Annotated in this window: 10 protein-coding genes; 7 read left to right on the forward strand and 3 right to left on the reverse strand. The window is 38.4% G+C overall.

Features of this window, described 5'->3' with window-relative positions; all coding sequences use genetic code 11:
* The first annotated feature begins 19 nt into the window (after positions 1 to 19).
* Positions 20 to 1,870, forward strand: coding sequence for an ABC transporter ATP-binding protein (locus tag XM47_RS10475; RefSeq protein ID WP_048692310.1), 1,851 nt, complete (start codon positions 20 to 22; stop codon positions 1,868 to 1,870).
* 269 nt (positions 1,871 to 2,139) lie between these two features.
* Positions 2,140 to 3,978 carry a hypothetical protein gene (locus tag XM47_RS10480; protein WP_149865493.1) on the forward strand — a complete coding sequence of 613 codons (1,839 nt, stop codon included), beginning with the start codon at positions 2,140 to 2,142 and terminating at the stop codon, positions 3,976 to 3,978.
* 69 nt (positions 3,979 to 4,047) lie between these two features.
* Here XM47_RS10480 and XM47_RS10485 read toward each other — a convergent pair whose 3' ends face one another.
* The 3 genes from XM47_RS10485 to mltF all read right to left on the reverse strand — a co-directional run bounded on the left by XM47_RS10485 (position 4,048) and on the right by mltF (position 6,427).
* Entirely contained in the window at positions 4,048 to 4,533 is a 486-nt protein-coding gene (locus tag XM47_RS10485) for a WbuC family cupin fold metalloprotein (RefSeq protein WP_149865494.1), read from the reverse strand.
* Between the two features lie 17 nt (positions 4,534 to 4,550).
* Positions 4,551 to 4,937 (reverse strand): GNAT family N-acetyltransferase, encoded by a 387-nt coding sequence (locus XM47_RS10490; protein ID WP_077066540.1) that lies wholly within the window; start codon positions 4,935 to 4,937, stop codon positions 4,551 to 4,553.
* A 65-nt stretch (positions 4,938 to 5,002) separates the two neighbouring features.
* Positions 5,003 to 6,427, reverse strand: a complete 1,425-nt coding sequence (gene mltF / locus XM47_RS10495; protein ID WP_412731123.1) for a membrane-bound lytic murein transglycosylase MltF — start codon at positions 6,425 to 6,427, stop codon at positions 5,003 to 5,005.
* Between the two features lie 339 nt (positions 6,428 to 6,766).
* Here mltF and purL point away from each other — a divergent pair, with 339 nt between their 5' ends.
* The 5 genes from purL (at position 6,767) to XM47_RS10520 (ending at position 14,443) form a co-directional block, all read left to right on the forward strand.
* Positions 6,767 to 10,675: a phosphoribosylformylglycinamidine synthase gene (purL, locus tag XM47_RS10500; RefSeq protein WP_048692314.1), complete on the forward strand. Its 3,909-nt coding sequence runs from the start codon at positions 6,767 to 6,769 to the stop codon at positions 10,673 to 10,675.
* 443 nt (positions 10,676 to 11,118) lie between these two features.
* Positions 11,119 to 11,502, forward strand: coding sequence for a hypothetical protein (locus XM47_RS10505; protein WP_048692315.1), 384 nt, complete (start codon positions 11,119 to 11,121; stop codon positions 11,500 to 11,502).
* Between the two features lie 289 nt (positions 11,503 to 11,791).
* On the forward strand, positions 11,792 to 12,307 hold the full coding sequence (locus XM47_RS10510) for a hypothetical protein (protein WP_048692316.1): 516 nt from the start codon (positions 11,792 to 11,794) through the stop codon (positions 12,305 to 12,307).
* A 355-nt stretch (positions 12,308 to 12,662) separates the two neighbouring features.
* A complete protein-coding gene (locus XM47_RS10515) occupies positions 12,663 to 13,397 on the forward strand; it encodes a substrate-binding periplasmic protein (protein ID WP_048692317.1) in 735 nt (244 codons plus the stop codon).
* 272 nt (positions 13,398 to 13,669) lie between these two features.
* Positions 13,670 to 14,443 (forward strand): hypothetical protein, encoded by a 774-nt coding sequence (locus tag XM47_RS10520; protein ID WP_048692318.1) that lies wholly within the window; start codon positions 13,670 to 13,672, stop codon positions 14,441 to 14,443.
* Positions 14,444 to 14,673: the final 230 nt, after the last annotated feature.

The raw sequence follows: 14,673 nt of genomic DNA on the forward strand, positions 1-14,673 counted from the left end.
TTATAAATATTGAGGTGATATGTTTTCTTTTTTCGAACGAATGATCAACCCATTTCCGCCGGAAGCGCCAACTCAACCACCAACCGGTATTGTTGCTTTTTGTCGCCATTACACTAAGGGTATTGAGCCTTATCTTATTGTGATGTCTTTATTAACTGCTGTAATCGCAATTATTGAAGTGTCATTAATGGGTTTTTTGGGCCAGTTAGTGGATTGGTTAAGTAAACATGAACCTCAATCATTTTATAACGAGCACAAACCGACATTAATCATAATGTCTGTGCTGGTGCTATTTGTAGCGCCCTTGTTTATCTGGTTACATGCTACTTTAGTCCATCAAACCTTGTTGGGGAATTACCCAATGAAAATCAGATGGCTAGCACATAGATACCTTTTAAGACAAAGTGTGTCCTTTTTCCAAGATGATTTTGCAGGTAGAGTCGCGACTAAAGTGATGCAAACTTCGTTAGCAGTTCGAGAAAGTGTAATGAAGCTGCTAGATGTATTTATGTATGTACTTATCTACTTTATCTCTATGCTAGTGCTCGTTGCACAAGCGGATGTCAGATTAATGCTGCCAATGTTTGTTTGGTTTTTGTGTTATATCGGCATACAAAGCTATTTTATTCCAAGATTAAAACGTGTTTCTACCAAACAAGCGGATGCTCGTTCTGTGATGACAGGGCGAATAGTCGATAGCTACACTAATATCAACACAGTTAAATTATTTGCCCATACAGATCAAGAAGCTGAATACGCTAAGCAAAGTATGTCTGGCTTTTTAGATACAGTTTATAAGCAGATGCGACTCGCGACAGGCATGATTTCTTGTGTCCAAATTAGTAACTACATTTTAGCTTTTGCGGTAAGTGCAACAGCCATATGGCTTTGGCAAGACAGTTTAATTACGGTGGGCGCGATAGCGGTTGCGGTTAGTTTAGCGCTCAGGTTAAATGGAATGTCGCAATGGATCATGTGGGAACTTAGCTCACTGTTTGAAAATGTGGGTGCAGTGGCGGATGGCATTAATACTTTATCTAAGCCACAAACCATAGAAGATAAACCGGACGCTAAAGCTATTCATATTGACCGTGGCGAAATTGTCTTTGATCAAGTGGATTTTGGTTATGCAGATCATCATTTAGTTTTTGATAAACTCAACTTAACCATCAAAGCTGGCGAAAAAGTTGGAGTTGTTGGTCGCTCTGGTGCAGGTAAATCGACGTTAGTAAACTTATTACTGCGCTTTCATGAAGTAAACAGTGGCTCGATTAAAATTGATGGACAAGATGTAGAGCAGGTTACACAGGAAAGTATTCGTGCTCAGATAGGTATGGTGACACAAGATACATCACTCTTGCATAGATCGGTTCGTGACAATATTTTGTACGGCAGAAACAATGCGAGCGAAGCCGACTTGATCAGCGCAGCTAAACAGGCAGAAGCCGATGAATTTATACGAGAGCTTAGCGATTTTGATGGCTTTACTGGATACGATGCACAAGTCGGAGAACGAGGCGTTAAACTCTCAGGTGGGCAAAGACAGCGAATTGCCATTGCGCGAGTTTTATTAAAAGATGCACCTATTTTAGTGTTAGATGAAGCAACTTCGGCACTCGACTCAGAAGTAGAAGCTGCAATTCAGCACAGCTTATATAAGCTGATGGATGGTAAAACTGTAATCGCAATAGCGCACAGACTTTCAACCATCGCAGCTATGGACAGGTTAATTGTATTAGACGAAGGTAAAATTGCGGAGCAAGGCACTCATCAAGAATTGCTTGCTTTAGGCGGCATATACGCTCAGCTTTGGGCGCACCAAACAGGCGGTTTTATTGCGCCTGACATCACATCTACAGAATCTGTTTAAAGACTAGTTTGTTTCCTTTCATTTAACGCATAAGCAATTTTCTTATGCGTTAAATTATATTGTCTTCTTCCCCATAAACCTGACTTCTAATTAGGCTTTAATTTGAGTAGTTTTGTATATGTTATGTAAATAAACATCATACCTATTGATGGATCGAGTTATCTGTACAATAATTAAATACAAGTACTATATTTAATTATCGAAATATCAAATGTCTGCTAATTATAATATTTCGAGCAAATAAGGCTCATAGCAAAATGAATGTATTTATGAATAAAATAAACCCAACTAGCCAGTTCAAGTCGTCCGTATTTGGTTTAGTTACCTTGATGACGATTGCAAGCTGCGGTAGCGTTGCTGATCAAAAAGGTCCTGTAGCCGCTGCGACAAATAAGCAAGCCTCTGTCGCGGATAAAGAACTCAGCCTACATGTGCCTAAAGCACCTGAAGGTGTCCAAACTCGGTTTGGTACAGATACTCGTGATTATGACGGTCCAGAAATCGGTTATTTCGAAAATAAAGTTTTTGATGACAAACCAGAGGTTTTATTTGCGGAGGATAGCTTTAGTGATGCGACCAATGATACTAATCGTTTAAAGTCTGCTTTAAAGCGAGCGAGTCGTGAAAAAAATGGCGGTGTGGTTATTCTTCAACCAGCTAAAAACTCGGCTAACGTTCGTTTTAGCCTAGCTCATATCCAAGTTCCATCTAACACTCGAATTGAAATATCGCCAGATGTCATTCTGGAAATGCGTGGTATTAAAGAAGAAAAAGCAGCTAACAGCCGCTTCTTATTCTCTTTTGGTCGCAGTAATGGTCCACGTAACCTTTTAAAAGAAAGAGTTAAAAACGTTGAAGTGAGATCAACTGATCCAACTAGAAACTTTACCATTGACGCACGAACAAATATGCCAATTAGCTACGGCAAAATGGTCGGTGGTAATGGTAATGGTGATGTTAACCTGACCCGCGCTATCTCATTCGCCTATTTTTATGTGCAAAATTTTGCTGTTTCAAACGCGACTATTTTAGATAATCATACTGAATCTGTATCCGTTCAAATGTTCTCTGATTGCGATTATAAAGATGGCGTTTATGCCTATCGATTTGGTAGCAAACCTGTCTTTTTACAAGACAGATACCAAACTAACCCTAAAGGCGCAGCTAACAAAAATAAACCGATGAACCCAGCTAATATTCCTTTGCCAATGAATGAAAAAGGCGAATTTATCGATAGCGAGGGTAAGGTTATTCCAGACATGTTTGCGATTAAACGCAATCCTACTTATGCCCGTACACCTATTAAAGGCTCAATTAAAAACATCAAAGCAATCAATGCCCATACAGGTTATGGTGCGGTTCAAGTGTATGGTGGTGATTGGATTGAAATCGACAATATTGAAGCTTTTAACGGCATTGCAGTAAGAGTTGAAGCGGGTAATGGTACAAATCGTGACAACTATAACCGAGCAGGGCCTTATTACACATCAGCTAACAAAATCAAAATATCTAATGTTAAAGTGACTAATGGTTTTACCGGCGTTTGGTTAAAACCACATGCTAAAATTATGAAAGACATTAGTGTTGAAAATATTGAAGCGATTGACAGCGCGACAGCTTTATTAGTAGGTAAAGGGACATTCGCTTGTAAAACAAAATGTCGTGATTTAACCCGAGGTCGAATCAATAACTTGACCATTAAAGGTAATATTAGCTTTCGCCAAACGATTTATGACGAGCCAGTATCAGAAGTTGGTAATGTTGCAACTTTCTTTTTGAGTGAATTTAATCGAGCTCATTTAGCTAAAAAAGTAGGTAAAGATATCAACCGAATTTCACGCAATGACTTATTAAAAAATAAATCGGGCACTCGTTGGTATTTGATGTTTCCTGCCGCACCTATATTTGCTTTGAATCAATTATCAGAAACTGAAATTGGTGATGAAACATCGAGAGGCGGTGACTTTGCAGTCGACTACAGTCAGGTGAAAATAGTACAAGAAGGTTTACCACTAGTAGAAGGTGAAACTGAGCGACCTAATATTCTATATCGCCAAGATATGCACACACCAGATGGCAAAGTAGCAACTGATTTTATTAATAAGTAAATTGAATCATTTTTAACACCCCAAAAAGCTGGAATTAGCCTCTCTAATTTCAGCTTTTTTTTACTTTGTTTATAAACAGGCAGACTCACCAATTTCAACTGTCTTTAATTTATTAATATAACCTGCAACACTCGCATCGCCCTCAGCTGGTGACCACGCAGCAAAGCCCTTATCGTCGGTTGCTATGTATGGTCCTTCTTTAACTTCAAAGAATACAGTTTCACTTTCTAAGGCCACAGTTGAATGCCAGACATTAGGTGGTATTTCTAAACCTTGATTTTCTCCACCTGCGGTTAAAATGACTTTGTCGGTGACTATGCCTTCAGGCGTATAAGTAATAAATAAAAGACTGCCTTTAACCACAAAGAAAAACTCCCATTTATTGGCTTCTTTGTGCTTGTGCGGCCTTACATAACTATCTGGTTCCATCGCGATAAAAAGCCTTTGCACGGCATCGTTAGGACCTTGATGTAAATTAGTATTGGATCTGCGTCTTGCTGAATCTTGCGATTGGGCAATAAGAGGCTTAAAAAAATCTGAATTGAATAATTTCATAATGATGGCAGTTTAAATTAATGAGTTAATAAATTGATTTTAAAACTGGTTGTGTTTTCGCCTTGATGGCAAATAATCCAACCTTGGCTTAAGTAAAAATGACATGCTTGGCTGTTACTCGCTGTCGCTAAATAAATTTCACTAAATTGATTTAGCTTAAACCAAGCTAAACAATGGTTTAAGAGTTGGCGACCAATGCCTTGGCGTTGATATGTTTGATCGACGAATAAAGCATAAATGCTGCTTTCTTTGGTGGAGCAAATACAATAACCGACAATTTGCTTGTTATCTAAGTAAACCCAAACTCGACCATACTTGTGCAAGTAAAAATGGTAATTTCTATCACTAATATCATTTGCTGAGGCGACTGGGTTATCACTTGATTGCATCCGGATTTTACGCATGCAATCAATATCTGAATCTGTCGCTAAACGAATATTTTCAGATATTAAAGTCAATAAAATTGCCTCTAGTTTGTTTGGTTATCTTCTGGTTTAGCGTCAGTGTTAGTCATATTACTAGTATTAGTTTGCAAACCATAAAACCAACTAAGCGAGTCATAATATCGACGGATGTTTTCAACATAATTAACCGCTTCATTACCTCTGGCATAACCATAGCGAGTAAATTTGTAGTATTTTTTCTTTTGCAAAAAGGGTAAATGTTTTTTTACTTGATGCCATTTGTCAGGGTCTGAGCCTAAGCTTTCGGTTATTCGTCTGGCATCTTCTAAATGGCCTAAACCTATATTATAAGCAGCAAGTGCAAACCAAGTTCGATCAGGATCTTGAATTCGAGCTGGAATACGTTTCATTAACGAAGCTAAATATTGGGCACCACCACGTATGTTATCTTCAGCATTTAAGCGGCTTTTTACCCCAACTTGTTTTGCAGTTGGCTGAGTCAGCATCATAATGCCTCTAACCCCAGTGGGTGACTTGGCTCTAGGGTTCCAATGACTTTCTTGATAGCTTTGGGCTGCGAGTAAACGCCAATCTAATTTATATTGCCCAGCGTACTGTTCAAACCAACCTTGATACTTAGGTAAAGTCTTCTCTATCGCTTTTAAAAACTGGCGGGTATCTACATAATCAAAATCTCTGACATGACCAAAATGTTTATCTTCTAAATATGCAAAGCTGCCGTCTTGATTAATTGCACCGAAAAAATCGATTAATTTAGCAAAGAGTTCATCATTGGATTCTTGATTAAACACCCAAGCAATTTGCTGCTCTTTGGAAACTGAAAAACCTATGCTTAACTCAGGTGAAATTCGACGATTAACCGCTAACAGGTTTGAATCAACAATGGTGTAGTCTATTTCTTCATCTAATACAGCTTGGATTAACTCCTCACTGTCTAAATCGCTTGTTACTTGCCAGTCTAAGCTTTCGGGAGCATTGTCTTCAACCGTTTGAGCATGTGTGCTATTTGCCGCTATGATCAGTTTGCCGTTTAAATCTTCCCATTTTCTCGGTCGAATATTGCCTTGTTTAAAGATAAGTTTTTCACTAATTTTTAAATAAGAAGGGGAGAATCTATATTGTTTTTCTCGATCTGGGGTACGGGTTAAATTTGCTGCAAGTAAATCAACTTGACCTGAATCCAAAAGCGCAAATAATTCAGATAAATCATAAACAGGTACAACAACTAGTTCGACATCTAAGTAATCAGCAAAATGTTTAGCTAATTCATACTCAAAGCCTGTGGCACCATCTGCAGTCAAGAAATAGCTAGTTGAACCAAATAAAGTACCAATTTTGAGCTGCTTAGATTGGATGATTTTTTGATATTGAGATTGTGCTTGCTCAGTTTTGCACGATACCAAAACCAAACAGCATATAACTATACCCAAGCATGTTTTTATAAAGTCAAAATTAAACGATTTTTGCAAGCTAATTGATTCTTTTAAAATTTTAATGCCTAAGATTAGCTGAAACACAGGGCATGGGTCAATTGTTTGGATAATTTAGCGCGCTATCCCAGTGATAAATACAATAATTTTGCAGGCGACTATTGCTTATGTAACTGAAATATTAGCTCTTAGACTGACTTGGTATATTGCTAATTGAAACTATTGAGCTTTAGTATTGATGAAATTATATCAGATTGATTGGCTGAATTTATCCTACAAAACCAAATAGAGCCGATCTCCAACTAGCATAATTTAGTGATTTGGGTGTATAATATGCGCCTCTAAAACTATCCTATTAGACTTCAGGTGAATCTGCTTATGGAAATCTTGCGTGGCGCTCCCGCACTTTCTGATTTTCGCGTACAAAAACTGCTAGCCAGTTGCGCACAAATTAACTTACCCGTTATTAACATTTATGCAGAGTATATGCACTTTGCAAATGTAACAGAACAGCTAACCGCTGACGAAACCACTAAGTTAGCTCGACTATTAACTTACGGTCCAACTATCGCGGAACATGAGCCTAAGGGTTTATTGTTATTAGTTACGCCACGTCCAGGTACGATTTCTCCATGGTCATCAAAAGCAACCGACATAGCTAAAAACTGTAGTTTAACTAAGGTTAAACGGGTTGAGCGCGGTATTGCATATTATGTTGAAACATCAGCTGATTTAACTGAAGTACAAACTAAAGCATTAAGCGGCTTATTACATGACCGCATGATGGAAAGTGTTTTCACTGCAATCGACGAAGCTGCAGCATTATTTAAAGTTGCTGAACCAGCACCACATAAATCAGTCGACGTATTAGCGGGTGGTCGCGAAGCACTTGCTAGAGCAAACCAAGATTTAGGTTTAGCCTTAGCAGAAGATGAAATCGACTACTTAGTTGAAAACTTCATCAAGTTAGGCCGTAACCCTAACGATATCGAATTATATATGTTTGCTCAGGCAAACTCAGAGCATTGCCGTCATAAGATATTCAATGCTGATTGGACAATTGATGGCGAAAAACAGCCTAAATCATTGTTCAAAATGATTAAAAACACATATGAAGTCACACCTGATTATGTTCAGTCTGCATATAAAGATAATGCAGCTGTAATGGAAGGTTCGGTTGCTGGTCGTTATTTTGCTGATGCAGACACCAATGTTTATAACTTCCACAATGAAAACATTGAAATCTTAATGAAGGTTGAAACGCACAACCATCCAACCGCTATTTCACCTTATCCGGGTGCAGCGACTGGTTCTGGTGGTGAGATTCGTGACGAAGGTGCAACAGGTCGCGGCTCAAAACCTAAAGCAGGTTTAGTTGGTTTCACAGTTTCTAACTTGAATATCCCAAGCTTTGAACAGCCTTGGGAAATTAACTATGGCAAGCCAGCACGCATAGTTACGCCATTAGACATTATGTTAGAAGCACCATTAGGTGGCGCAGCTTTCAATAACGAATTTGGTCGTCCAGCATTATTAGGTTATTTCCGTACCTACGAAGCTGAAGTAAACAGCTTTAATGGTACAGAAGTACGTGGTTACCATAAACCTATTATGTTAGCGGGTGGTCTAGGTAACATCAGAACAGAACACGTACAAAAAGGTGAAATTCCAGTTGGCGCTAAGCTTATCGTATTAGGTGGCCCAGCAATGAATATCGGCCTTGGTGGCGGCGCTGCTTCATCTATGGCTTCTGGTCAATCTAATGAAGATTTAGATTTCGCTTCGGTACAACGTGAAAATCCTGAAATGGAAAGACGCGCACAAGAAGTTATCGATAAATGTTGGCAAATGGGCGACGAAAACCCAATCGCATTTATCCATGATGTAGGCGCGGGTGGTTTATCTAACGCAATGCCAGAGCTAGTCAGCGATGGTGGCCGTGGTGGTAAATTCAAATTACGTGAAGTACCAAATGACGAACCAGGCATGTCACCACTTGAAATTTGGTGTAACGAATCTCAAGAGCGATATGTATTAGCAGTCGCACCTGAAAACTTAGACGTATTTGACAAAATTTGTCAGCGCGAACGTGCTTTATATGCAGTGATTGGTGATGCGACTGAAGAAGCGCATTTATCACTTGAAGATAGCCACTTCGATAACAAGCCGATTGATTTACCATTAGACGTTTTATTAGGTAAAGCACCTAAAATGTCGCGTGAAGCAACTACAGCTAAATTGGATACACCAGCATTTGATGCAAGCGGTATTGAATTAGCAGAGGCCGCTGAGCGTTTATTACGTTTACCGACCATAGCAGAGAAAACATTCTTAATCACCATAGGTGACCGCTCTGTTACAGGTATGGTTGCACGTGACCAAATGGTTGGTCCTTGGCAGGTTCCAGTTGCTGACGTTGCAGTAACAACTGCAGCTTTAGATACTTACCACGGTGAAGCAATGGCATTAGGTGAAAGAACACCACTTGCCTTAATTAACTTTGGCGCATCAGCTCGTATGGCTGTTGCTGAAAGTATTACTAACATAGCAGCTGCTGATATTGGTGATTTAAAACGTATTAAATTATCTGCTAACTGGATGAGTGCAGCGGGTCACCCTGGTGAAGACGCTGGTTTATACGAAGCCGTAAAAGCTATTGGTGAAGAACTTTGTCCTGCACTAGGTATTACGATTCCAGTTGGTAAAGATTCAATGTCTATGAAAACGGCATGGAATGAAAATGGCGAAGATAAAGCCGTTACTTCTCCTTTATCATTAATTATTACTTCTTTTGGTCGTGTTGAAGACGTGCGTAAAACTGCAACGCCACAACTTAGAACTGATAAAGGTGAAACTGAATTATTATTAGTTGATTTAGGTGCTAAACAAAATCGTTTAGGTGCTTCTTGTTTAGCGCAAGTTTATCAACAGTTAGGTAATGTCGGTCCAGATTTAGATAAACCTGAGTTATTAAAAGGCTTCTTTGATGCGACTCAAGCTTTATTAGCGGATGGAAAATTATTAGCTTACCACGACAGATCAGACGGTGGTTTATTTACCACAGTTGCAGAAATGGCGTTTGCCGGTAAAACGGGTGTAACCGTTGATATCAGCAATTTAACTGACTCTGCTGAAAATGACAGCGCATTAGCGGCTCTATTCGCAGAAGAATTGGGTGCAGTCATCCAAGTTAAAGCGGAAGACGTAGCAGCAGTTAAACAAGTTTTTTCTGACAAGGGTTTAGCAGATGCAATACACCAAATTGGTGGCTTAAACGACACAGACACAATTGAATTTACTCAAGCTGGTAAAGTCGTATTAGCGGATACTCGTGTTAAATATCGTCAAATTTGGGCAGAAACAACGCTTAAGATGCAAGCGCTTCGTGATAACCCAGATTGTGCACAGCAAGAATTTGATGCTAAAGCAGATGTGAAAGACCCAGGCTTACAACCTAAGCTTACTTTTGACTTAAACCAAGATGTAGCAGCACCGTTTATTGCTAAAGGCGCACAGCCTAAAATGGCAATTTTACGTGAACAAGGGGTTAATTCTCACGTAGAAATGGCAGCATCATTTGATCGCGCTGGATTTGAACCGCACGATGTTCACATGAGTGACATCTTGTCTGGTCGTATCCAATTAGATGATTTTGCTGGTTTAGTTGCTTGTGGTGGTTTCTCGTATGGTGATGTTTTAGGTGCAGGTGAAGGTTGGGCGAAATCTATCTTATTTAATGATAGAGCGCGTGAGCAATTCCAAGCATTCTTCGAACGCAACAATACATTTGCTTTAGGTGTGTGTAATGGTTGCCAAATGTTATCAACGTTAAAAGAGTTGATTCCAGGTACACAACATTGGCCTAGATTTGTACGCAATACATCAGAGCGTTTTGAAGCACGTTTCAGTATGGTTGAAGTACAAGAAAGTAACTCTGTGTTATTTAAAAACATGGCGGGTTCACGTATGGCAATTGCCGTTTCACACGGTGAAGGTCTCGCAGAATTTGCTAATGACGCAGCATTACAAACAGCAGAAGCGAGCGGTACTATCGCATTACGTTATGTAAATAACTATGGTGATGTAACAAGCCAATACCCAGCGAACCCGAACGGTTCACCTAATGGTATTACGTCATTAGCGTCTACAGATGGTCGTGTGACTATTATGATGCCACATCCTGAGCGCGTATTTAGAACGGTTTCTAACTCATGGCACCCAGACGAGTGGCAAGAAGATAGCCCATGGATGCGTATGTTTAGAAACGCAAGAGTGTTTGTTGGTTAATTAACTAACTAAACTTTAAGAAAAAAGGCGAATTTATATTCGCCTTTTTTGTGTCTGGGGTTTATACAGTTTTGGTTGCTGTGCGGCGCAATCAAATAGCGAAGACTTTGCAACTATAAGTGGCCTAAGGTTTAAAGTTAAAAATAAGTCGTTGTCATCCGTAGGGTTTTTCTATTATTCGTGAAGTCGTATTTAGGCTAGGTTGAGAATTAGCTAGACAGGAAGCCAAAATTATCAAGTTCAGGATGAAAAATAAATAATCCTAAGTTCTAAGTGATTGTAATTTATATTTTTTAACAATGCCTGTCATGTATATTTTATTCAGTGAAAAATGGTGGCGCAGCTCATTCAGGTGATAGGGCGGTTATTAAACATAATTTGGCCAATCCTAACAACACATTGAATTATCCATCTCCAGAAGAACTATTTTGAGGAATTAACAAATGAATAATGTGTCGGATATTGAAAAACTAATTGAAGATATTTGGAAAGAGCCTATTTTTTCTAGGATAACTACCAAGAAATTGGATACTTCCTTTTATAGTGAGCTCAGTAAGCAAATACCAGATAAGTTTATTGTAATTGAAGAGGTTTTCCTTAGAGATGAATTAGAAAACATTTGGGAGAGCTATCAAGCTCATTTGAGTGAGTATGAAATATTTCCTTTTTTAGGAACTTTGGGTGAGGCTGTTATTTGTATCGGTTACGGAGAGATTAATAGGGGCAAAGTATATTACTTTGACTTTGATTTTGGGTGTTTTGAACTAGAGGGGGATAGGCTAGAAGATTTTTTTAGTAAGTTGAATTTGTCGGTACCAAAAGTGTAAGTGACAGGCATGTTTAGAAGCTAATAAAAACAATGCTTGTCATGTAGATTCTTGCCGTGGCATAACACATTACGGTGGTGCAGCAGAATATAAAGCTGCGACTGGAAAATCGTATATTTTTAAAACTTGGTGATTAAAATTATGGCTAAAGTAGAATTAATAGAGAGTACTTTTTAATAATGCCTGTCATGTACTTTTTTCAAGTTCCAATAAACGTTAAGATTAATGTATTTGGTAAAAAAGATTTTTACGGGTTCAAACCGTCACTTGTATTTGAAGGATGCTACTGATGCCGTTAGCTAAATTCTGTTATCAACAGCCTACAGGCAGATTTGAAGCGCATAAGCACGCTATTTTTAGCGATTCAGATTACGCATCTGAAAAGTTTATGCATTATTCCATTACTAAAAATATAGATATTTATGAACTGAAGAATAGCTCTCGGTATTTTGTTTTTCACTGTCAAAAGTTGATCGCTATTGTTGGTGGCGCTGGTGGAGGCCGTATATTTGAGCTATATGGTGAGAAAATGAATTATGATAAAGGGTTCTTTAAAGACGTTAAATATTTGCATCCTAAAATTGGTGAAATAACTCAGGAACACCAATGGTTTTTCATTAATGGTAAAAAAGCGTCGAGATATGTAGGTGGAGAGTCGTTTTTGACTTGGTTAAAGCGCTGCTTTGACAATCGAAAAATTGTCGAAGCAGCGCCTGTATACATCGAATATGATCCCGAAATAACATCAATTGAACTAGCTATAGTGTTTCGTTATGTTTGGGAAGGGCAGACAAGTAGTGCTTAAAAAATATTCCATGCATTTGGCAATGCGTTGGGCAATAGGATGCAAAATAAGTCACAGGCATATTTAGAAGCTAATAAAAACAATACCTGTCAGTAAATTTAGTCACAACCAATCAAAGGTTTATTTTTCGAGGAAATACTCGGTAGGCCGAATTTAGCGCTAACGGAATTAAATCTGAACTATAATTTAAATAATAAACCATGGTATGTAGATTTATGGATAAAAAATATCACTGATGAATTCTACTTCAATAATAAAGTCAGACTCACCAGCAATAGCCAAGGAAATCCTAATCCTATTAATAACACTGGTGCTATGCTCGGATATCCTGCGAAAGGGAGCAGTTTTGGGGTTAATGTTAAGAAATATTTTTAATATTTGGATGCTATCGCTTATTGTCGTTTTTGTGATGAGCTCAAGCCAGTGTTTTGCCCAACAATCGAATCTACCTGCTTTAAAAATTGCAACCTTTGTTGCGCCTCCGTGGGTTGAACAGAATAAACAAGGCCTTTCGGGTATTTCGATTGAACAATTAAATCAAATTCAGACTAGGCTACCTTTCAAGTTGGAGATACAAGTTCTTCCAGCACCTCGAGCTTTCTCGCTTGCCGAAAAGGAACAGCTTAAACCTGTAGCCGTTTATCCTTGTTCAGCAACTAGCCAAAGAGCACCTTATTTTGCATTTAGTGAGCAAATTAAGGGGGGAACATCGGCTATTTTTACTTTGGATGAAGCTTTACATGCAGAGAAGCCCAATTTAGATGCACTAGAAAAACAACAAAACTTAGTGATAGGAACGCTTCGAGGGCATGCATTAGAAAACGAGTTAAAGCAACGAAAAATGAAGTATGTTTCAGTCTTGTATCCAGTTCGCTTATATAAAATGTTACTACTTGGCAGAATCGATTTGGCTTATTCTTATAAAGAATCTTTCGCTAACAATATAGCTGAATTGCCCGCAGAAGATGTTCTAAAAATTAAATCCTATGACATAAACTCTATGAGTTATGGGTTTTGTTTTGCGAAAAATAATAGCGTATCGGTAGAATATTTAAAGCATTTAAACTCAGCTATTAAGTTAATTCCCTAATAACAATACCAACCAGCATGTGCATTTGTAGCTACCCATAAAGGTTGGCAACATGTATGGAGTCGTCACGGCAAAAACGAGTGGAGCAGTAGCGAAAGTCATCAAATCGAATTAGCTAAACAGGCACTTATAGATTAGCAGCTTAAATAGAGTATTAGATAACACAAAAACTGGAAAAAATATTAGACATAAACCAAACTGTTTAAACTAACAAATCGCGAATGAGTTAGTAGTCCATTCCGTCACTTGATTTCAAGAAAAGGATTAAGGCTATGTTTAAATATCCGCAAATAATTTTATTGTCTTCTATTGTTTTACTCTCTGCTTGCAAGTTGGACATATCATCAGATGATGATATGGATGACGGAACAGGTGGTGATCCCGTTGTTACTTTGCCAACTGAGTTAATGGGCGTGATTGCAAATATGCAATTTACTCATGCTGAATCAGGCGCACCATATAATTTAAACCAGCTGGCTAATTTTACCTTTTCAAGTTCGGGTAGTTTGTTTATTGATACTAACCCAGAAGCGTCTGACGGCGACGAACTACAGCTAGATAAACTCGCTATGGTTGGCAACGAATATGTGTGGATGGACGAACAAAACGGTTTTAGTTATGCCGTTTCATTAACTGCTAGCGGTATCCACGAAATTAATTTAAGTGGCTCGGCAGGTACGTTTCTAGGTCAATTTAATCATTATGTCGAACTTGGTTCAGATTTACCGAATGCTGATTTAGTTATTAAATACGCAGGTACTTACAATGTTGTTGCAAGTTCAGGTACTCATACGCGTGGCACTGTGACTATAGGTACAGATCTAACGGTTGATTTTGATACTGGCGTTGCTTTTACTGAGGATGATATCGAAATAATTTATGATCGCACTTTTGTTGACGGTGAACCAAGGGTGCAAATCAGTTATGGGGCGGATGACGACGCTGACGTTATCAACATTTATTTAAATACAGAGCTTACCGCAGTTATTCAAATTCAATACCGTAATCGCAATCAGTCAATTGATGTGCGGGCTGATGTTCAATAAGAGATTGGTAAATCAATTTTACTACTTGCATCATATGGGATAACTTCTGTATGGTGCGAGCAAGCCTTAGCTTAATATGGATTTATCCATGCGAAATGATTGGTTCTATCAAACTAGCAGGGCAGGAAGTTTAAATTATCTATAAAAAATAGACATAAGTTATTGTAGTTTATAGCTTTTAATAATTACTGTTATGTGGATTTTGTAGATTTACTTTAAGTGGCAGGTTT

It is taken from the genome of Catenovulum maritimum, assembly GCF_001050375.1.
Lineage (GTDB): Bacteria > Pseudomonadota > Gammaproteobacteria > Enterobacterales > Alteromonadaceae > Catenovulum > Catenovulum maritimum.

Excerpts from the sequence above, each read along its gene's own strand:
- XM47_RS10475 (WP_048692310.1), top strand. The coding sequence starts at position 20 with ATGTTTTCTTTTTTCGAACGAATGATCAACCCATTTCCGCCGGAAGCG.
- XM47_RS10520 (WP_048692318.1), top strand. The coding sequence starts at position 13,670 with ATGTTTAAATATCCGCAAATAATTTTATTGTCTTCTATTGTTTTACTC.
- XM47_RS10510 (WP_048692316.1), top strand. The coding sequence starts at position 11,792 with ATGCCGTTAGCTAAATTCTGTTATCAACAGCCTACAGGCAGATTTGAA.
- XM47_RS10480 (WP_149865493.1), top strand. The coding sequence starts at position 2,140 with ATGAATAAAATAAACCCAACTAGCCAGTTCAAGTCGTCCGTATTTGGT.
- XM47_RS10515 (WP_048692317.1), top strand. The coding sequence starts at position 12,663 with ATGTTAAGAAATATTTTTAATATTTGGATGCTATCGCTTATTGTCGTT.
- XM47_RS10490 (WP_077066540.1), bottom strand. The coding sequence starts at position 4,937 with ATGCGTAAAATCCGGATGCAATCAAGTGATAACCCAGTCGCCTCAGCA.
- XM47_RS10505 (WP_048692315.1), top strand. The coding sequence starts at position 11,119 with ATGAATAATGTGTCGGATATTGAAAAACTAATTGAAGATATTTGGAAA.
- XM47_RS10485 (WP_149865494.1), bottom strand. The coding sequence starts at position 4,533 with ATGAAATTATTCAATTCAGATTTTTTTAAGCCTCTTATTGCCCAATCG.
- purL (WP_048692314.1), top strand. The coding sequence starts at position 6,767 with ATGGAAATCTTGCGTGGCGCTCCCGCACTTTCTGATTTTCGCGTACAA.